The sequence below is a fragment of the Staphylococcus agnetis genome (assembly GCF_011466855.1).
In the GTDB taxonomy this organism is placed as follows: domain Bacteria; phylum Bacillota; class Bacilli; order Staphylococcales; family Staphylococcaceae; genus Staphylococcus; species Staphylococcus agnetis.
Genome location: NZ_CP045927.1, coordinates 552,183 through 573,805 on the forward strand (window position 1 = coordinate 552,183; position 21,623 = coordinate 573,805).

General features: G+C 35.8%; 15 protein-coding genes. 9 read left to right on the forward strand and 6 right to left on the reverse strand.

Translation table 11 applies throughout. The features are described from left to right. Positions 1 to 3: 3 nt before the first annotated feature. The 3 genes from GJE18_RS02830 to GJE18_RS02840 form a co-directional block, all read right to left on the reverse strand. On the reverse strand, positions 4 to 945 hold the full coding sequence (locus GJE18_RS02830; protein WP_060550665.1) for a glycerophosphodiester phosphodiesterase: 942 nt from the start codon (positions 943 to 945) through the stop codon (positions 4 to 6). Positions 946 to 1,093: 148 nt separating this feature from the next. Then, positions 1,094 to 2,467 carry an argininosuccinate lyase gene (gene argH, locus GJE18_RS02835; protein WP_060550666.1) on the reverse strand — a complete coding sequence of 458 codons (1,374 nt, stop codon included), beginning with the start codon at positions 2,465 to 2,467 and terminating at the stop codon, positions 1,094 to 1,096. Then, entirely contained in the window at positions 2,460 to 3,665 is a 1,206-nt protein-coding gene (locus GJE18_RS02840; protein WP_103345744.1) for an argininosuccinate synthase, read from the reverse strand. The genes argH and GJE18_RS02840 overlap by 8 nt, the downstream gene beginning before the upstream one ends. Positions 3,666 to 3,858: 193 nt before the next feature. Here GJE18_RS02840 and GJE18_RS02845 point away from each other — a divergent pair, with 193 nt between their 5' ends. From GJE18_RS02845 to GJE18_RS02875, 7 genes are all read left to right on the forward strand, one after another. Further along, positions 3,859 to 5,190: a glucose-6-phosphate isomerase gene (locus GJE18_RS02845; RefSeq protein ID WP_107368365.1), complete on the forward strand. Its 1,332-nt coding sequence runs from the start codon at positions 3,859 to 3,861 to the stop codon at positions 5,188 to 5,190. A 190-nt stretch (positions 5,191 to 5,380) separates the two neighbouring features. After that, the gene (gene lepB / locus GJE18_RS02850) at positions 5,381 to 5,881 is read left to right on the forward strand and encodes a signal peptidase I (RefSeq protein WP_082624710.1); all 501 of its coding nucleotides are present in this window, start codon (positions 5,381 to 5,383) and stop codon (positions 5,879 to 5,881) included. Positions 5,882 to 5,892: 11 nt separating this feature from the next. Then, positions 5,893 to 6,465, forward strand: a complete 573-nt coding sequence (lepB, locus tag GJE18_RS02855) for a signal peptidase I (RefSeq protein ID WP_107368376.1) — start codon at positions 5,893 to 5,895, stop codon at positions 6,463 to 6,465. A gap of 149 nt (positions 6,466 to 6,614) precedes the next feature. Beyond that, a complete protein-coding gene (gene addB / locus GJE18_RS02860) occupies positions 6,615 to 10,067 on the forward strand; it encodes a helicase-exonuclease AddAB subunit AddB (protein ID WP_107368366.1) in 3,453 nt (1,150 codons plus the stop codon). Beyond that, positions 10,064 to 13,705: a helicase-exonuclease AddAB subunit AddA gene (gene addA, locus GJE18_RS02865; RefSeq protein WP_107368367.1), complete on the forward strand. Its 3,642-nt coding sequence runs from the start codon at positions 10,064 to 10,066 to the stop codon at positions 13,703 to 13,705. Before addB ends, addA begins: the two co-directional genes overlap by 4 nt. Before the next feature lie 78 nt (positions 13,706 to 13,783). Continuing rightward, the gene (locus GJE18_RS02870; protein WP_037566832.1) at positions 13,784 to 14,686 is read left to right on the forward strand and encodes a fumarylacetoacetate hydrolase family protein; all 903 of its coding nucleotides are present in this window, start codon (positions 13,784 to 13,786) and stop codon (positions 14,684 to 14,686) included. Between the two features lie 250 nt (positions 14,687 to 14,936). Further along, positions 14,937 to 15,326 (forward strand): YisL family protein, encoded by a 390-nt coding sequence (locus GJE18_RS02875; RefSeq protein ID WP_060550671.1) that lies wholly within the window; start codon positions 14,937 to 14,939, stop codon positions 15,324 to 15,326. Between the two features lie 220 nt (positions 15,327 to 15,546). Here GJE18_RS02875 and GJE18_RS02880 read toward each other — a convergent pair whose 3' ends face one another. Then, positions 15,547 to 16,866 (reverse strand): CoA-disulfide reductase, encoded by a 1,320-nt coding sequence (locus GJE18_RS02880; protein WP_060550672.1) that lies wholly within the window; start codon positions 16,864 to 16,866, stop codon positions 15,547 to 15,549. 12 nt (positions 16,867 to 16,878) lie between these two features. Continuing rightward, positions 16,879 to 17,703, reverse strand: a complete 825-nt coding sequence (locus tag GJE18_RS02885) for a Cof-type HAD-IIB family hydrolase (protein ID WP_060550673.1) — start codon at positions 17,701 to 17,703, stop codon at positions 16,879 to 16,881. 112 nt (positions 17,704 to 17,815) lie between these two features. Between GJE18_RS02885 and GJE18_RS02890 the strand changes: the two genes are divergently transcribed. Beyond that, on the forward strand, positions 17,816 to 18,124 hold the full coding sequence (locus tag GJE18_RS02890) for a metal-sulfur cluster assembly factor (protein WP_037566840.1): 309 nt from the start codon (positions 17,816 to 17,818) through the stop codon (positions 18,122 to 18,124). A gap of 233 nt (positions 18,125 to 18,357) precedes the next feature. Further along, positions 18,358 to 20,967 (forward strand): ATP-dependent chaperone ClpB, encoded by a 2,610-nt coding sequence (gene clpB / locus GJE18_RS02895; protein ID WP_107368368.1) that lies wholly within the window; start codon positions 18,358 to 18,360, stop codon positions 20,965 to 20,967. 349 nt (positions 20,968 to 21,316) lie between these two features. Here clpB and GJE18_RS02900 read toward each other — a convergent pair whose 3' ends face one another. Continuing rightward, positions 21,317 to 21,517 carry a YjzD family protein gene (locus tag GJE18_RS02900; protein ID WP_060550675.1) on the reverse strand — a complete coding sequence of 67 codons (201 nt, stop codon included), beginning with the start codon at positions 21,515 to 21,517 and terminating at the stop codon, positions 21,317 to 21,319. Between the last annotated feature and the right edge of the window lie 106 nt (positions 21,518 to 21,623).

Genomic DNA, 21,623 nt, shown 5'->3' on the forward strand with positions numbered 1-21,623 from the left:
ATATTAATGTTTAATAAGGTTACTGTATAAATCAGGATAGTTAGTGAATACGCCTGTTACGCCATATTGATTTAAGCGTTTCATGTCTGGTACTGTATTAACGGTATAAGGGTGAATATAGAAACCTAAGTCTCTTAAATGTTTCGTGTTTTGCGCATTTAAGTCATGATAGTCAGGACCAATACCAACAGCATACTGTTTTACTGTTTGTAAATCTTTATCCGTCATCGCTGTTAATTGACCTACATCTGTCAATTGAATAAGTGGAATGTTCGGATTGAGTTTGTGCGTTTTTTGTAAACTTGCTTGTGAAAATGATTGAATGACAACTTTACCATTAGCAAGAAAGTTTTTCTTATCTAAACGATATTTATGCATAGTTTGTAATAATTTTTCTTCCATACCTGGATAGACTTCAGGGGATTTTGTTTCAATGTAGAAATTCGTACGCTTACCGTAGCGTTTAAAAATTTCATCGAGTGTAAGTACTTTTTGGCCAACATATTTTGGATTTTTATATTCAGGATGAGCTTGATTAAACCAACTGCCTGCGTCTAACTGTTTTAATTGAGCAAGTGTTAATTGATCAACACGACCGGTACCATTCGTTGTACGATCAACTGTTTCATCATGCATGGCAACGAGGTGCCCATCTTTAGTCATTTGTAAATCGATTTCTAAAAAGTCAGAACCCATTTCATTGATACTTTTATCATATGAAGGGATGGTATGTTCTGGTGCATAACCACTGGCACCACGGTGACCAATTGTTACATGTTTTTTGTTTAAGACGTTATGTACACTTGGAGATAAAGGAGTAGCTTGATTATGATTTGCAGCGCTTTGTGAAGAGCCCGCATCAACTTGAGAAGGTATTGCGATGCCTCCAATCATTAAAGATGCGACTAAACTTGAAGAGATAATTATTTTTGAATAATGCTTCATGATAAATCCTCCTTAATATTTATGGTAATGCTCCTTTAAATTATAGTATATAATATGCAAACACAATAGGATTTAACAATAATTATAAGTCTTAAAAATAAATTAAAAAAGCTCCGTTAACATTAACGGAGCTTTAATAATATTGATATTAAATCAAAGTTTTTGCTACAGAAATTTGATGTTTCACGGCATCCTGACCTGTAGAACCATAACTTTTTCTACGTTTTACCGCTTCAGCAGGTTGTAAATACGTATAAATATCTTTATCGATGGCGTGATGATGTTGTTTATAAACGTCAAGTGGCACATCTAATAAAAACATCTCATTTTGAATGCACCATAATACAATTTTACCTACGATTTCATGAGCTTCTCTAAATGGTATGCCTTTTACAACAAGATAATCTGCGAGTTCAGTGGCGTTGGAGAAGTCAGACTTAACCACTTGTGTTAAGCGTTCGGTATTCACTGTCATACTTCCTACCATTCCGTCGAAGATACGTAAAGAGCCTTTAAGGGTGTGTATTGCATCAAATAGCCCCTCTTTATCTTCCTGCATATCTTTGTTATATGCTAGCGGTAAACCTTTTAGAGTCATAAACAAGCTCATTAAATGACCTGTAGTTCGTCCCACTTTACCACGTATTAATTCAGCCATATCAGGGTTTTTCTTCTGAGGCATGATAGATGAACCAGTTGAAAATGCATCAGATAGTGTAACAAATTTTGCTTCTTCAGATGACCAAAAGATGATTTCTTCCGCAAAACGAGATAAGTGTACCATAGTCAAACTGATTGCATGCAGCGTCTCAACAATATAATCTCTATCGCTTACAGCATCTAAACTGTTTTCATAAATAGACGCAAAACCTAAAAGTTGTTGCGTTTCGTGACGATCAATAGGATAGGTTGTACCACTTAAAGCTGCTGCCCCAAGAGGGGAAATGTCGATACGTTTTAAAGCGTCTTTGAAACGTCCTTTATCACGCTCTAACATCCAAAAATACGTCATTATATGATGCGCAAAAGATATCGGTTGCGCACGCTGTAAATGCGTGTAACCAGGCATAATGGTTTCGACATGTTCATCTGCTAAGTTAACAATGGTTTTTTGAAACAATTCGATCGCTTCAATGATTTGTTTTACTTCTTTTTTAGTATACAGATGCATGTCAGTGGCAACTTGATCGTTTCGGCTTCTTCCGGTATGCAATTTGCCACCAACGGCACCGATACGTTGAATGAGTTCATGTTCAATATTGAGATGGATGTCTTCTAATGAAGTTTGAAATTCAATATTGCCATCGTGATAATCTTTTTGAATGGCTTTTAAACCATTAATGATTGCTTCACTTTCTTTTTGTGTCAGTACATTTTGATGGTAGAGCATCGTAGCATGTGCAATGCTCCCCTGAATGTCTTCATCAATTAATGTTTTATCAAAATGAATCGATGCATTGAATGCATCGACCCACGCTTCAGGTTTTTCCTCAAAACGACCGCCCCAAGCTTTTTTAGTCATTTTGATAACCTCCATTTTGCATTGCGTTGACTTGTGTAGGTAAACCATAAATATCAATAAAGCCAACAGCAGATGATTGATTGAACGCATCTTCCTTCGTATATGTTGCGAGTTGCTCATTGTATAACGTGTAATCAGATTTTCTTCCATTAGCAATTGCGTGTCCTTTAAATAATTTCACACGTACTTCACCCGTGACATTTTGTTGCGTTTGATCTACAAATACTTTCAATGCATCTGTTAAAGGTGAGAACCATAAACCATTATAGACTTGCTCAGCGAATTGTTTTTCAATAATTGGTTTAAAATGCGCTACGTCTTTTGTTAATGTAATGGATTCTAACGCTTTATGTGCAGTTAAAATGACTTCTGCACCTGGTGTTTCATAAACTTCACGTGATTTGATACCGACAAGTCTATTTTCAATGTGATCGATACGACCAATACCATGCTTACCTGCAACTTCATTTAAATGTAAAATGAGATCATCTAGTGCATAAGCTTTTCCATCTATATGAGTAGGGATACCTTTATTAAATGTAATTAATATTTCTTCAGGCGTATCTGGAGTATCTTCTAATTCATTTGTTAAATCAAATGCATCTTTAGGCGGTGCGACAAATGGATCTTCTAAAACACCACATTCATTACTACGGCCCCATAAGTTTTGGTCAATAGAATAAGGTGATTCTTTGCCAATCGGTACAGGGATATTATGTTTTTTTGCATAATCGATTTCTTCTTCACGACTCCATCCCCATTCTCTAACAGGTGCGATGACTTTAAGGTTTGGATCCAATGCTTTAATAGCGACTTCAAAACGTACTTGATCGTTACCTTTTCCAGTACATCCGTGCGCAATCGCGTCTGCATTGGTCGCATGCGCGATTTCTACTAACTTTTTAGAAATCAATGGACGTGATAGTGCAGATACTAATGGATATGTTTGTTCATACATTAAGTTCCCTTTGATTGCATAACCAACGTAATCTTCACTAAATTCTTTTGTTGCATCTATAACATGAGACTCGATAGCACCCATATCTAACGCTTTTTGGTAAACGACATCTAAATCTTTACCTTCACCAACGTCTAAACAACATGCTACAACCTCATAACCTTGATCGATAAGCCATTGAACAGCTACACTTGTATCCAATCCACCAGAATATGCTAATACTACTTTTTGTTTATTCATTTCCTATTCCCCCTACGTATGTCGTTAAATTGTATAGCACTTACTATACCACAAATGATTTATTATGCAAGTATGTAAATAAATATACATATAAAAAGTCATCGAATCGTCATTATAAACGATGTTTGAAAATTGAAAATGTATGAAAATCCTAGTAAAATAACGATAGTTAGATATTTAGGAGGCGCAGTGCATGACACATATTCAATTAGATTATCAAAAAGCGTTATCATTCTTTAAGCAACACGAAATCGATCAACAAGCTGACCTTGTTAAAAGCGTACACCGTACGATTCACGAGGGCACAGGAGCAGGTAGCGACTTTTTAGGTTGGGTCGATTTACCAGTTGATTATGATAAAGCGGAATTTGCTCGTATTCAAAAATCAGCGGAACAAATTAAATCAAATTCTGACGTATTGGTTGTCATTGGAATTGGTGGATCGTATTTAGGTGCGCGTTCAGCAATTGAAATGTTAACACCAGCATTTAAAAAAGATAAAGATACGCCTGAAATTATCTTTGCAGGACATCATTTATCGTCAACATATACACAAGAACTGATTGATTATTTAGAAGGCAAAGACTTTTCTGTGAATGTGATTTCTAAATCAGGTACAACTACAGAACCTGCAGTCGCATTCCGTCTTTTCAAAAAATTATTAGAAGATAAATATGGTAAAGAAGAAGCAGTGAAGCGTATTTTTGCTACGACAGATAAAGAAAAAGGTGCTTTAAAGCAACTCGCTACAAATGAAGGGTATGAATCATTTATTGTCCCTGATGATGTGGGCGGTCGTTTCTCTGTTTTAACAGCTGTAGGTCTTTTACCAATTGCTGTTGCAGGTATTGATATTGAGGCAATGATGTCTGGTGCAGCTTCAGCACGTGAAGAATTAAGTTCTGATGATGTAACACAAAATATTGCGTATCAATATGCAACTATCCGTAATATTCTATACAGTAAAGGCTACACGACAGAGATGCTCATTAACTATGAACCCTCTTTACAATATTTCAATGAATGGTGGAAACAATTATTCGGTGAGTCTGAAGGTAAAGACTTAAAAGGTATTTATCCATCAAGTGCGAACTTTACGACAGACTTACATTCATTAGGTCAATACGTGCAAGAAGGACGTCGTTTCTTATTTGAAACGGTATTAAAAGTCGAGTCACCGAAACACAGCATTACAATTGAAAAAGATGAAGATGATTTAGATGGACTGAATTATTTAGCAGGTAAAACGGTTGATGATGTGAATACAAAAGCATTTGAAGGGACTTTACTTGCGCATACTGATGGTGGCGTGCCAAACTTAGTTGTTAAAGTACCACAATTAGATGCGTTTACGTATGGTTATCTTGTTTACTTCTTTGAAAAAGCAGTTGCAATGAGTGGCTATCAATTAGGCGTAAATCCTTTCAACCAACCAGGTGTTGAAGCTTACAAACAAAATATGTTTGCTTTATTAGGTAAACCTGGATTTGAAGATAAAAAGAAAGAACTTGAAGCGCGTTTATAGAATGTAAACTATTAAATGAAAAAAATACAGGGGGTAAGTTGACGTGAACAACGTCGATGAACCGCCTGTTTTTGTTGTTAGCGTTTCCCTTTCTCATTCTTAAGTTGGATTACACCATGAATCAAATACAGTATAATAAATAAACTTAAATTTTAGAGAGGTGCGCCAGTTGAAAAAGAGTATAAAATATATGATATCTGCGTTCTGCGCCTGTATAGTGATATTCATTATGATTCTTTTTATCATCGTACCGTTCCGAGTGACATCGCATCAATGGACACCTATGATACAGCAAGGTGATCGTTTTTTAATTAATCAACTTGCGCCACGTCTCAATACCATTGATTATAAAGATTATGTGGTTTATCGCAATAAAGACCAATTTAAAATTGGCCGTGTTATTGGTAAGCCAGGACAATCTATTGCAATACAAAACAATGAATTGTATATTGATAATCAACGTGTTAAAGATACGCACATTGAACAGTTGCATATTGGTTCATGGGCATCTCGTCGTTTATCACAACAAGAAAGTGATATTATAGCGCCCGGACAATATGTGGTATTGCAACATAATTCGAAAGGTCATAATACCGAACCATTTGGAACTGTGCGTAAAAATGATATAATAGGTACGATTTTACTTCGTTATTATCCATTTGAAAAAATAACTTTAAATTTAGAGGACTAGAGGTGTCAGGATTGAGAAAAGAAACGATGGAATGGTTGGTGTCCATAGGTTTAGCATTATTAATTGTAGGCTTGTTGTATGCCTTTGTAATAAAACCTTATAATGTTAAAGGGGATTCTATGGACCCGACGTTAAAAGACGGAGAACGTGTGATTGTAAATAAACTTGGAAAAACATTCGGTCATTTGGATCGTGGTAATGTCATTGTTTTTCACGCCGATGAAAATAGTGATTATGTGAAACGAATTATTGGTGTCCCAGGAGATCATATTGAATATAAGCATGATGTGTTATTTGTGAATGGTAAAAAAACAGCAGAGCCGTATTTAGATTACAATATGAAACATAAAAATTATGAAGAGATTACAGGTTCTTTTAAATCATCTGACTTACCAAATAGTGGCGGTCAATACAAAATCCCAGCAGACAAGTATCTTGTTTTAGGTGACAATCGTGAAGTGAGTAAGGATAGTCGCGCGTTTGGTTTAATCGATAAAAAGCAAATCGTAGGGAAAGTGTCATTAAGATTCTGGCCTTTCAGTGAATTTAAAGTGAACTTTAATCCAGAAAACACTAAAAATTAATACGATAAAGTGTCGGAGAGTAGGATAGAAATGAAGATGATTTCTAATCTTGCTCTTTTTATATTGAATTCATATGAATGCGGTAGAGCAAATTGAAATGAGAGTGCTATAATAAGCGTAAATGTATACGTAATAAAAGGGGTGAGGACATGTTTCGTACATTTCTAGGTCGTGCAGGAACGGGTAAAAGTACGGCAATTCTAAATGAAATTAAAAACAAATTACAAGCACAACCATTAGGCGATCCCATCGTGCTAATCACACCGATGCAAGGGACGTATTTGTATGAGCAAGCATTAGTAAATGATAGTGCTCTAAAAGGGAGTATGCGTGCAGAAGTATTACACTTTGAAAGGTTGAGCCACCGTGTTTTTCAAGAATTGGGTGGCGTGCATGAAACACGCTTGTCAACAAATGCAATTGAAATGATGTTGTATGACATTTTACAAGAACAAAAAGACAATCTTAAGTTATATCATGCTCAAACCGCTTATCTCGGCTTTAGCACGAAAATGAGAGAGCAAATTCAAGACTTTGAAAAATACGACGTTAGTGCTGACATGGTAGAAGCGGCTTCGAATGATGAAACTTTTGATCGTCGTACACGAGATAAATTGCACGACATTGCCCTCATCTATCATCAACTCAATCAACGCTTATCCGATACTTTTATAACACCGGAAGCGCAAATGAATCGATTTATTCAGTTGATTCCAAATTCAACGTGGCTAGCGAACGCAGATATTTATATCGATGGTTTTCACAACTTTTCAACACAAGAATATCAAATAATCGAAGCACTTGTGAAGCACACTCAATCAGTGACAATCAGTTTGACGACCAACGGAGATATGGATGCATTTAGTATGTTTCGAAAACCGTCAGAATCGTTGCAACATATAGAGGATATTGCGACAAAATTAGATGTAACGTTGCAGCACTCATATTTTAATGAAGTATATCGATTTCAAAATGATGCTTTAAGACATTTAGAAAAACATTTTGATGCTTTAATTCCTGAACAGTCATCAACGGACGCTACGTCGCTTCGCATATTAGAGTCACCAACAACTCGAGATGAAGTCAATGAAATTGCACGACGCATTTTAAAAGATGTGCGTGAAGAAGGTTATCGTTATAAAGATATTGCCATTTTATACAGGGATCCTAGCTATCCCTATTTGTTAGATGCGATTTTACCGCAATTTGATATTCCTTATAGTTTAGATATTAAAAAATCGATGACACATCATCCTGTTATGGAAATGTTACGCGCACTCATCGAAGTCATTCAAACGACATGGCAATTCGATCCATTAATGCGATTACTAAAAACAAATGTATTAACTCGTCAATATGATGATAGTTTACATCGCATTGATATACTCGAAAATTACGCTTTAGAACGTGGCATCTATGGAAAACGTTGGCTAGACCCTAAATATTTTACTATAGACCAATTTGAAAAAATGGGGATTAAACATAAAAAGTTAAATGAAGACACACGTGCGTTATTTGAACGTGTGATAGCTTTAAAAGACAATGTTTTCGAAAAATTACTTACGTTTGAATCTCGATTGACAGAAGGGCAACATGCATGTGACTATGCAACAGCATTTTATGAAGTAATGGAAAATTTCGAGTTGCCACATCAATTAATGACTGAACGCGATATACTTGATGAAATGGGAAAACATACGGAAGCTGAAGAAATAGATCAAATATGGAATGGCTTTAGCCGTGTATTAGATGATGTTGTTACTGTATTTGGGACGCAAGCGATGTCATTATCTCGTTTTTTAGAAATATTAGATGTAGGCTTGAATGAACTTGAATTTTCAATGATTCCACAAACACTTGATCAAATTACAGTTGGCTCTATGGATTTAGCTAAAGTGGACAATAAAAAACATATTTACATGATAGGTATGAATGATGGTGTTATGCCACAAGCGTTATCTAGTAAAAGTTTAATATCAGATGATGAGAAAAAACATTTTGAAGCTGTGACACATACGCCGTTGAGTCCGACCGCTGATATTTTACAAATGGATGAGGCGTTTGTATGTTACCATGCGATGACACGTGCGACGCATGCACTTACACTTAGCTACAGTCTTATGGATAGTAGCGGTAGCGAAAAGGAAAAAAGCCCATTTCTAAACGATATGATTCAGTTATTTCAGCAATTAAACGTAACATCCATCGTACGTGAACATAAACGTAACACGTTGTCACTGGTTGCACATCCCCATCAAACGAAAGTGCATTTATTTGAGGCTTTAAAATCAGCTTTAGAAGGCGAGCTCATTTCTGATACTTGGTATGCAGTTAATGCTGTGATGGCGGCACACACTTCATTATCTCAAGGGTTAGACCATTTGAAAACAGCATTAACGTATCGTAATGAGACGGTAACCCTTAATCAAAACCTTACACAAGCGTTATACGGTAAGACAATTAATGCGAGTGTTTCAAGGTTCGAAGGCTATCAAAGTTGTCCATTTAAACATTTTGCATCACACGGGTTAAAGTTAAATGAACGTTCAAAATATCAATTACAAAGCTTCGATTTGGGTACCATTTTTCACGACGTTTTACGCTATATCGCTGAAAAAGTTGAAGGTCGATTTAATCAACTTTCAGTTAAACAAATACAACTGCTCACTGATGAAGCATTAGCGTATTATTTACCAGAGGTGCAATATAATCTACTCAACTCAACGTCGTATTATCAGTATTTAGCACAACGTATCGGTGCGATCATTCAAGCGACATTACAAGCGTTAAAACATCAAAGTGAACAATCGCAATTTAGACCTATTGCATTTGAAAAGGCATTTAGAAAGAAACCGAGAAATAAGGAAGAATTGTTTGCACAACCGCTTCAAACAAGACAAGGTATTCCTATCAATATTCGAGGACAAATTGACCGAATTGATACGTATGAAACGCATGATAAAAGCTTTATCAATATTATTGATTATAAATCCTCAACATCGAGCGCTTCTTTAGATTTAGTCAAAGTGTATTATGGGCTTCAAATGCAAATGATGACCTACATGGATATCGCACTACAAAACAAAGCAAGATTAGGTTTAGCTTCAGATGTTAAACCTGGTGGCTTCTTATATATGTATGTGCATAAATTTAAAGACGATAAAAGAACATGGTCGGATTTAAGTACAGATAAATTAACGACCGCTTTCTTAAAATCGTATCAACTCAGTGGCTTATTGAATAGTGATCCTGACGTCATTGAAGCCTACGATAAACGATTAATAGGTGGGTTTAGTTCGGATGTTGTACCACTTCGTCTCAAAAAAAATGGAGAGCCATATAGTTCAAGCAAAGTGGCGGATGAAGCCACCCTTTATAAATTAATGCAACATAATAAACGTAATTTTGTAGATATCGCTTCAAATATTATGGACGGTCATACGGAAGTGGCCCCTCTAAAATATAAAGAAACACTACCATGCCGTTTTTGTAACTACCAATCAGTATGTCATGTGGATAGCTTAATAGATTCACCAAAGTATCGTACGGTAGATGAAAAAATCAATCCGTTAGACTGTTTAAGAGAGGAGGAAGATGAATGACGATACCTGAAAAGCCCAAAGATGTTCAATGGACAGATGCCCAATGGGAAAGTATCTATGCCAAAGGTAAAGATGTACTTGTAGCTGCAGCAGCAGGGTCAGGTAAAACAGCTGTTTTAGTAGAACGGATTATTCAACGCATCCTTAAAGATGGTATCGATGTAGACCGTTTACTTGTCGTAACATTTACAAATTTAAGTGCGCGTGAAATGAAGCATCGTATCGAAGCACGTATACATCAAGCCGCACTTGAAGACCCTTCCAATCAACATATTAAAAATCAATTGGCGAAAATACATCAAGCTCAAATTTCTACATTGCATAGTTTTTGTTTGAAATTGATTCAACAACATTATGATATTTTGAATATAGACCCCAATTTCCGAACGGCAAGTGAAGTTGAAAATGTACTCCTTTTAGAGTCGGTGATAGATGAAGTCTTTGAAGCACATTATGCGCAACTTGACCCACACTTCGTTGATTTAACAGAACAAGTCGGCTCGGATCGCAATGATGAACGCTTGAGACAAATCGTTAAAAGTTTGTATTACTTTAGCGTCGCCAATCCTGAACCTGAAAAATGGTTGGATCAACTCGATGCCCCTTATATCGAACGGCATTTGCAAAGTCATTATCTGAACATTATTAATCAATATAGTTTGCTTTACTTAAAGGCAGCTCAAGATGCCATTGAACAAGCCTATGCACAGTTAGAAGTATTAGGAGACCTAGATAAACACATTGTTTTTATAGATGAGCATCGGCGTGCGTTACAACAACTTTTGTCTGAATCACAAATCAATAAAAAGAAACTTCAAACGTATGAATTTGGGCGCATGCCTACGAAACCTAAAGACATTGGTAAAGATGAGATGCAAAATGACATGTATGAGACATTTAAAGCGCATTTTGATCAATTTAAATCATTTATGTCGAAAGTTAAAGATGAACTTGTAGCACGCGATGATGATGCACTTGTAGATGAACTTGCGCATTTAGCACCGCGCGTACGTTATTTAAGTCAATTAACTAAAGATGTGATTTCGACTTTTAACAAAGCCAAACGCGAACGCAATCTGTTAGATTTTACAGATTATGAACACTTTGCATTAAAAATTTTATACGATGCATCGGGGCAACCTTCTGATATAGCAGATGTTTACCGACAAAAATTTGAGGAGATTTTAGTCGATGAATATCAAGATACAAATAGAGTGCAAGAGCAAATTATCTCAAGTTTTAAACGTGGTGATACCTCAAATGGTAACTTGTTCATGGTGGGTGATGTGAAGCAATCTATCTATAAATTTAGACAAGCAGATCCAAGTTTATTTATTGAGAAATATCAAGCGTTTAATCAACCTGATGGGTCTAGTGGTTGGCGCATTGATTTGTCTCAAAATTTCAGATCTCGTAAAGAAGTTTTAAATACAACCAATTACTTATTTCATCATATGATGGATACTGAAATAGGCGAAATAGAGTATGATGCTGCGGCAAGATTATATTACGGCGCACCGTTTGATGATGCTGATGTCCCTTTACATTTTAATGTCCTTCTTGAAGATGAATCCAGTGACTTGACTGGTTCTGAACAAGAGGCACATTTAATTGCAGAACAGGTAACTTCTATCATTAATACAAAAAAAGTATACGATGTGAAAACGAAGCAGTATCGACCAGCGACGTATAAAGATATCGTTATATTAGAGAGAAGTTATAGTAATGCCCGCAATTTACAACACGTATTTAAAGATAGGGATATCCCATTATATGTGAATAGTAAACAAGGCTATTTTGAACAAACGGAAATAAGGCTAATGTTGTCGTTTCTAAGAGTGATTGATAATCCACTTCAAGATATTTATCTCGTTGGTTTGATGCGTTCTGTTATTTATCAATTTACGGAAGACGAATTAGCTGAAATTCGAGTCGTGTCACCGCATGACGATTATTTTTATCAATCCATCCAACATTATATGAAATCAGAAGATGCGCAACCTAACATACTTGATAAGTTATCGCGATTTATGAATGATTTGTCTATGTACCGCACATACAGTCAAAGTCACCCGGTTTACCAATTAATCGATAAAATTTACAATGACCATTATTTAATTCAGTATTTTAGTGGCTTAATTGGCGGTAAAGGGCGACGTGCGAATCTTCATGGACTGTTTAATAAAGCAGTTGATTTTGAACAATCTAGTTTTAGAGGTCTATTTCAATTTATTCGTTTTATCGATCAAATGATTGAGCGCGGGAAAGATTTTGGTGAAGAAAATGTGATAGGTCCTAATGACAACGTGGTGCGTATGATGACCATTCATAGCAGTAAAGGATTGGAGTTTCCGTTTGTAATTTACTCTGGACTCACACGTGACTTTAATATGACAGATTTAAATCAGCCTGTTATTTTAAATCAATATGAAGGTTTAGGGCTACAATATTATGATGAGACACACGGTTTGTTTTATCCATCGTTGATATCAATGAGTATAGAATTAGTGAATCGTAAAGAAATTATTTCCGAGGAAATGAGACTTATTTACGTCGCATTAACACGAGCGAAGGAACAACTCTTTTTAATCGGTCGAGAGAAAAAAGAAACTAAGTTAAACGCTTTAACCCAAGCCTCTATAGCACATGACAAGTTGACGTCATTATACCGTTTTAATGCACGGAATCCTTTCGAATTGATTTACAGTATTTTTAGCAAGTATCACAATACCTCTTTAATTAATGATTTAAGATTTAAAGATGAACAAGAGAATGACACCTCGCTTACGCCGTCAATATCAGTGCATCATATTCAAGCATCAGATGTCTTACCGCAAACACAACATGAAGTGTCAGGTGTGAATCTAGAGACGCTTGAAGTGGAGACGAATCAAGCGGCACAAAACGCGTCGATCATCCAAGAGATTGAAAACCGACTATTATTCCAATATCCTTATGAACACACGCAGCATTTAGCATCTAAACAATCTGTTTCAGAATTAAAGCGTCAACTTGATACTGAACAAGCAGATACCAATTATGATCGTGTCCGTCAATATCGATTAGGGGTTGCAACATATCAACGTCCAGCGTTTCTAGAGTCTCAAAAACGTACAGCATCAGAAATTGGAACATTAATGCATACTGTGATGCAACATTTGCCTTTTGATGAGCATAGACTTTCTGATGAGGCGTTACAGCAATACATTGAATCACTCGTGACGCGTGCGATTATACCTGAAGATGCAGTGAAAGATATACGCATAGAAGAAGTGAAACGATTTGTTCAAAGTGATTTATATCTTACTATTGCACAAAGCGACACACTATATCGTGAATTACCTTTTATCGTAAATCAGTACGATATGGAAAAAGGCACGCACGAAACTGACGCAGCAATCATACAAGGGATGATAGATGTTGTCTTTGTTAAAGATGGGAAACATTATTTTGTAGATTATAAAACAGATGCTTTCGTGAGACGTCGAGGCATGACAGAAGAACAGGTAGGCGAACAGCTTAAAAACAAGTATCAAGTTCAGATGAAATATTACCAAAAAGCTTTAGAGACAATTACAGGTCAAAAGGTGTCGGGATATTTATATTTCTTTAAGTATGGCGCATTAGTAATAGATTAAATTAAAAGGTTAACTGTGTGATTTATCTGAAATTTTCGTTATAATGTGGTTAAGAAATACGTTAGGAGCTGATTATGAATGAAATTCTTATCATTCAAGCATAATGGTGAAACATCATTTGGTGTGAAAGTAAAACGTGAAGAGGCAGCATGGGATTTAACAAAAGTATTTGCTGACTTTGCTGAAGGTGACTTTCATCCCAAAACATTATTAGAAGGATTACAACAAAATCAAACGATTGAATTTCAAGAGCAAGTGCGTAAAGCTGTCGTTGCTGCTGAAGATAGTGGTCGCGGAGATGCGTATAAAGTAAAATTTGATGATATCGAATTTTTACCTCCTGTGACACCGACAAACAATGTCATCGCATTTGGGCGTAATTATAAAGCGCATGCAGAAGAGTTAAATCATGAAGTGAATCGTTTATACGTATTTACTAAAGCAGCATCATCATTAACTGGTGATGAAACGACAATTCCAAATCATAAAGATATTACGGACACGTTAGATTATGAAGGTGAACTAGGGATTGTCATTGGTAAATATGGTGAAAAAATACCAAAAGGTCTGGCACTTGATTATGTGTATGGATACACAATTATCAATGATATTACGGACCGTACAGCTCAAAAAGCGCATGATCAAGCCTTTTTATCTAAAAGTTTAACAGGGGCTTGCCCAATGGGTCCTTACATTGTTACTAAAGATGAAATGCCGACACCTGAAAATGTCAACATTGTAACGAAAGTCAACAATCAAATTCGTCAAGATGGGAATACATCTGAGATGATTTTGAAAATTGACGAATTAATCGAAGAAATTTCAAAATATGTGGCGTTACATCCTGGTGACATTATTGCGACAGGTACGCCATCTGGTGTTGGGGCTGGTATGAATCCACCGCAATATTTACAACCTGGTGATGAAGTTAAAGTAACGGTTGATAATATTGGAACGTTAACAAACTATATTGAAAAATAAACCCTCATTCACATGTATGTTGATATAACTAACGGATGGATTGATGGTTAAAATAAAAATTATAAACGTCTTCAAAGGTCATTATTTAATATGAACTTTGAAGGCGTTTTGATGAATATGAGTATCATTTTAAAATGGTTCTAACGATAAGTTAAACGTGTTTAAGTTTACGTCAGACGGGTTATTTAAATGAATGAATACTATTAATATGGTATAATCAATAAAGTTATGTATAAAAGGAGGGTCTATAATGGTTTTAATTAATTTGCATATTATAAGTTGGATTATATTATTGATTTTATTTTTTGCTACTTATGAGAATTTCTCAAATAAACAAGGTCCAACACCGCTATTTAAACCGTTACATATGGCGACGCGCTTATTTATGCTATTAGTTCTAATTACGGGTGTATGGCTAATTGCAAATGCGTTCACGAGTGCAGGATCAAACCATATGTTGTTAACGTTAAAAATGTTAATGGGAATCGCTATTGTAGGATTAATGGAAGTAACCATTGCACGAAAAAAACGTAAAGCATCTAGTCGTGGTCTATTTATTGCAACATGGGTCGTTGCATTCTTAACGATCATTTTAGGCATTATTTTACCTTGGGGTCCAATCACGCAATTATTTCATTAAATTCAAACGGCTAGAGTTTGAGTTGGCCATAATGTAACAACCTTCAAAATTCATGTGTAAATGAACTTTGAAGGTTGTTTTTTTTGTTTAACTTAAATAGTTAAATGACGACTAGCGTCTTATCCATCGCTACCGTTCATGTCTGAGCTGAAAAAAAGAAAGACATTTAATCTTGTGCATGAAAATCATAAGTATTTAAGACACTGCAATCGCTTCTTTATTAACGAGCTTTATAACCGAGCATATTAATGGCATCTTTAGGGTGACTATAAGGTGGTGCATAAGCGACCTCAAATTCAGTGAGATCATCAATCGTTGCCTCGTGCATCATAGCCATCGTTAAAACATCGATGCGCTTATCTACACCGTCTTTACCAATGGCTGCAGCGCGCAACAAACGTCGGTTGTGCTTATCATAATAAGCGCGTAAATGTAATTTTGAATTATTAGGATAATACCCCGCATGCGCTGTTTGTTCCACATCCACAATTTCATAATCAAAATGTTTGAGTTCATGTGGTCCAATCCCTGTACTTGCTAACGTATAATCGAAAAACTTAACAATGTTTGCGCCTAAAAATCCTTTAAATGTCACATCTTTATGTCCAGCCAATTGTTCAGCAATCACGCTTGCACCGCGATGTGCACCCCAAGCTAAAGGCACATGTGCTTGTAAATCAACGTGGCGATAACGGTTCGTAATAATATCGCCTAGAGCATAAATATGTGGTTGATTCGTTTGAAAACGTGTGTTGACAGGAATATAACCTTTTTCATCTAGTGTAATACCGGAATGTTTAAGGAATTCAGAGTTCGGTTTCACACCAACCCCTGTAATGATTAAATCATAAGCTTCTTTCATGCCAGATTTAAATGTCACCATTTTGCCTTCTATAGATTCAATTTCTTCATTTAAACGGTAAGGTATGTCACGTGCCTCTAACGCTTCAAAAATAACTTGATTCATATCTTGGTCCATGTGCTTATTAATCGCTTCAGAACGATGGATAAGCGTAGGACATAAACCACGATGATACATGTTTTCTAATACCTCTAAACTTACATAACCACCACCGACAACGAGTACGCGATTCACCTCATGTTGAGTGATATAGTTTTCAATAGCATCCGTGTCCTCCATATTGCGTAGAGTAAAGAGGTGGGGGGCATCAAAGTTTAAATGATGTGCTCGTGCACCAGGACTCAAAATTAACGTATCAAAATGATCCTTGAATAGTTCACCTGTCTCATGATTTTTGACAGTAACGTAGTTTTCATGACTATCAACAGCAATGACTTCATGTTTTACAAACACATGAATATTTTTCTTATCTTTAAAAATTTGTGGTGTAATGGGAAGTAAAGCTTCACGTGTTTCAACTACATTTCCTAGATAATAAGGTAAGCCGCAGTTAGCAAAACTCATATCTCTATCTTTTTCATACACAGTAATCTGTGCACTTGAATCTAAACGACGAAGTTGACTAGCAGCAGTAGCGCCACCTGCAACAGCGCCAACGACAATAACTTTTTGACTCATATGTAGACCTCCTTAGTTGTCTTTAGCTATATTTAATTGGAAATAATTATTTAAATAAATACCGATACCATCTTCATTATTAGACGCGGTCGTTTCTTTTGCAACATGTTTGAGTTCAGGAATGGCATTGGCCATAGCGACGCCATGTTTAGCATATTTAATCATTTCGATATCATTATCTTCGTCACCAAAAGCAATAATATGTTGACGTTCAATTTGAAGATAATCTTTTACAATATCTATACCAACGGCTTTACTAATGCCACGTTTAACAATTTCAATGACTGGAAAAGGGGCACCCCAACGACGGTGTTCAATATTTTCAGCGTAAAACCGTGTGAGTATCTTTTTAATGCGTGGAATCTGATGTTCATCAGCTTCTATTAATAAGCTGGTAGGATCTTCTTTCAAAAGTTTTCGTAAATCACCCACTTGTATGTTAGCCTCACCCATACTAAACCCTTCGAAAAGGTTTTCATCATAGCGATCAAGATATACTTGGTCCATGACTTCAGCAATCATATTTTGAACATTCATTGTTTTTAAGGTATCAATAATGCATGTTGCAATGCCTTCATCTAAACGGGAATGTTGTGTCGGGAAATGAGTATCTTTAGGATGGTGGACATAGGCACCATTAAAATTAACAACAGGTGTATCCATATTGAGTTCATCATAATACCGTTTACTTGCTCGGAAAGGACGTCCTGTTGAAATCATAATTGCATGCCCTTGGGATTGTAATGTTTTAAGTACTTTAAATGTATAGGGGGTAATATTTTTATCATCATTCAGTAAAGTGCCATCTAAATCGAGGCAAATTAAATGTTGTTTCATAACGGTCTCCTTATGCGCTAGTTTCAATGTATGCTTATCATAGCATTTTATTGTCGTAATGTCTGAATTTTGATATATTGAGAGTAGTTATTATTTAGAAGAGGTGAATCTCATGGAAGAGGCTTTAAAAGATAGTATTTTAGGCGCTTTAGAAAACGTTATTGATCCAGAACTCGGTATTGATATCGTCAATTTGGGCCTTGTATATAAAGTGGATTTAAATGATGATGGCCTTTGTACTGTTGAGATGACATTAACATCTATTGGATGCCCAATGGGACCACAAATTGTTGATCAAGTCAAAACAGCACTAGGTGAATTACCTGAAATTAAAGACACTGAAGTGAACATTGTGTGGAATCCACCTTGGACGAAAGATATGATGTCTCGTTATGCCAAAATAGCATTAGGCGTAAGTTAAAACAGAAGATAGATGTATTGAAGAACTTCCTCATATGATAAGGAGGTTCTTTTTCATTACGTGATAAAAATGTTTGAAATGACGTAAAAAAGTAAATAAGTATGACGTAGGCTAATTAGTCAAAAAAAGTCAAACTAAATTGTTGCATTTCATAACGTACGAACGTATAATATAATTAAGGTCAAAGAAAGTCAAAGTCAATTGACCGAGAATAGATAAAGGAGTGAGACATTTTGGATATTAATCAATTAACGCATTCTATTCAAAATGCGCTTCAAAAAGCCATTGAATATGCTAAAGAGTATGAATTAACAAATGTAGAAATAGAAGCCTTATTAAAAGCGATTTTAGAACAACCTGACAGTTTATATCAAAGTATATTAGAGCGTGCCAATATAGATACAGAAGCTTTAAATAAAGCCTATACAGATAAATTATCCCGTTATCCTTCTGTTAAAGGGGAAAACGTACAATACGGGCAATATCTTGGTTCGAAAACGAATGAAGTGTTTAATAAAGCTGAGCAATATATGAAGGAATATGAAGATGCATTCATTTCGATGGAGCATCTATTGAGAGCCGCTATAGACGTTGATGATATTACACGTCAACATGTGGGCAATAAACAAGAAGTGATTAAAGAAATCATTAAGAAAGTTAGAGGAGGGAATCACGTGACTACTCAAAACCCTGAAGTAAACTACGAAGCATTAGCTAAATACGGACGCGACCTTGTTGAAGAAGTCCGAAAAGGAAATATGGATCCGGTGATTGGTCGTGATGAAGAAATTCGAAATACGATTCGTATATTAAGTCGTAAAACAAAAAATAATCCGGTGTTAATCGGTGAGCCAGGTGTAGGTAAAACAGCAATTGTAGAAGGATTAGCGCAACGTATTGTGAAACGTGATGTGCCTGATTCTTTATTAGATAAAACAGTTTTTGAACTGGATTTAAGTGCTTTAGTTGCCGGCGCTAAATACCGTGGTGAATTTGAGGAACGTTTGAAAGCAGTTTTAAAAGAAGTCAAAGATTCGAATGGACGCATTCTATTATTTATTGATGAAATTCATATGTTAGTAGGTGCAGGTAAAACGGACGGTGCCATGGATGCTGGTAACATGTTAAAACCAATGCTTGCACGTGGTGAACTCCATTGTATTGGTGCAACAACTCTAAATGAATACCGTGAGTATATTGAAAAAGATTCAGCATTAGAACGTCGTTTCCAAAAAGTAAACGTTAAAGAACCTAATATTGAAGATACGATTTCCATTTTACGTGGTTTAAAAGAGCGTTATGAAGTCCATCACGGGGTACGCATTCAAGACCGTGCATTAGTTGCTGCTGCAGAGCTTTCAGATCGTTATATTACGGATCGATTTTTACCGGATAAAGCGATTGACCTTGTCGACCAAGCTTCAGCAACGATCCGTACAGAAATGGGTTCTAACCCTACAGAATTAGACCAAGTGAATCGACGCGTGATGCAATTAGAAATTGAAGAAAATGCCTTGAAAAAAGAATCAGACGAAGCAAGTCAAATCCGTTTAAAAGAATTACAAGAAGAACTTGCAGAAGAAAAAGAAGTTCAGGCAAAATTACAATCACGTGTAGAAAGTGAAAAAGAGAAAATTGCTAAAGTACAAGAAAAACGAACTGAACTTGATGAAAGTCGTAAAGCTTTAGAAGACGCGGAAAATAATTATGACTTAGAAAAAGCGGCAGAATTACAACATGGTAAAATTCCTGAGCTTGAAAAAGAATTAAAAGAATTAGAAGCGTCTTTCCAAGAAGCGCAAGGAGCAGACAGTGACCGTATTATACGTGAAGTGGTTACGGATGAAGAAATCGGTGAAATTGTGAGTCAATGGACAGGCATACCGGTTTCAAAACTTGTTGAAACAGAACGAGAAAAACTATTAGGATTATCAGATATTTTACATGAACGTGTTGTAGGGCAAGACAGAGCAGTTGATTTAGTGGCAGATGCGGTAGTCCGTGCGCGTGCAGGTATTAAAGATCCGGATCGTCCTATTGGGTCATTTTTATTCTTAGGTCCAACTGGGGTCGGTAAAACAGAGCTTGCAAAATCATTAGCGTCAACATTATTCGATTCAGAACGTCATATGATTCGAATCGACATGAGTGAATATATGGAAAAACACGCTGTATCGCGTCTTATCGGGGCGCCTCCAGGTTATGTCGGTCATGATGAAGGTGGACAATTAACAGAAGCCGTTAGACGTAATCCGTATTCAGTAATTTTATTAGATGAAATTGAAAAAGCACATTCTGATGTGTTCAATGTTTTACTTCAAATTTTAGATGATGGTCGTTTAACTGACTCTAAAGGTAGAAGTGTAGACTTTAAAAATACAATTATCATCATGACAAGTAATATTGGTTCTCAAATTTTACTTGATCGTGTGAAAGATACTGGAGAAATTACAGAAGACACGGAAAAAGCGGTGATGGATAGCTTGCATAGTTATTTTAAACCTGAAATATTAAACCGTATGGACGACATTGTCTTATTTAAACCATTATCTGTTGATGACATGCAGTTAATCGTAGATAAAGTATTAAGAAACTTAAATATGCGTCTTACAGATCAACGTATCACATTAGAAATATCTGATGCTGCGAAAAAATGGATGGGCGAAACTGCGTATGAACCACAATTTGGTGCACGACCATTGAAACGTTTCGTTCAACGTCATGTTGAAACACCATTAGCACGTATGATGATTAAAGAAAACCTTCCAGAAGGTACACACGTGTATGGTGACATCAAAAATGGTGAAATGACTTTCGAAGTTCAAAAACCGCATGAGGTTTAAAAGCAATCATACCGATTAATATTTAAATAGATAGATTGAGACGATAAGGAGAATAGCTTGTAGTTTGAGCATTCCTTATGGTCTCTTTTTTATATGAAATAGTTTTAAGTGTTAGTGATGTCGTTAAATGTTTTCTTCTAAAATAGTGAGCCGTCTCTTAAAATTTTGATTGGGCATCTACATGAAGATTTAGCGATTAATAGACAGCACACATAGTGATGCGCATAGAACAAATAAAACCTTCAAAATTCAATGAGATGAATTTTGAAGGTTTTATTGTGATCATCTATATTCGATTTACGCCTCTAAAAAACTATTTAGAAAGCATTAAATCAATGTCTTTCTAAAGTTACTTTTGCGTATCTTTCACTGGATGGTATGTATCAGGTTTAATTGCGTTATCAATTAATACGACGATAAGGACCATCAATGCAGCTAAGATAAGTGGCGCGATAAAGTTAATAGGGCCACCACCATTGAGACTATTAAGTACGAAATTAACCATCTCTAATAAGAGTACCGCCCAAAAGAATGTAAAGAAGTATTTCATTCCGATATGCCTCCATTTTTACTGATAATTCTATTATAAGTGTCTTGGTTTGTTTTGTATAGTCGTGATAGTATAAGACTTGTCTTTTTTAATGTCAATATGGTAA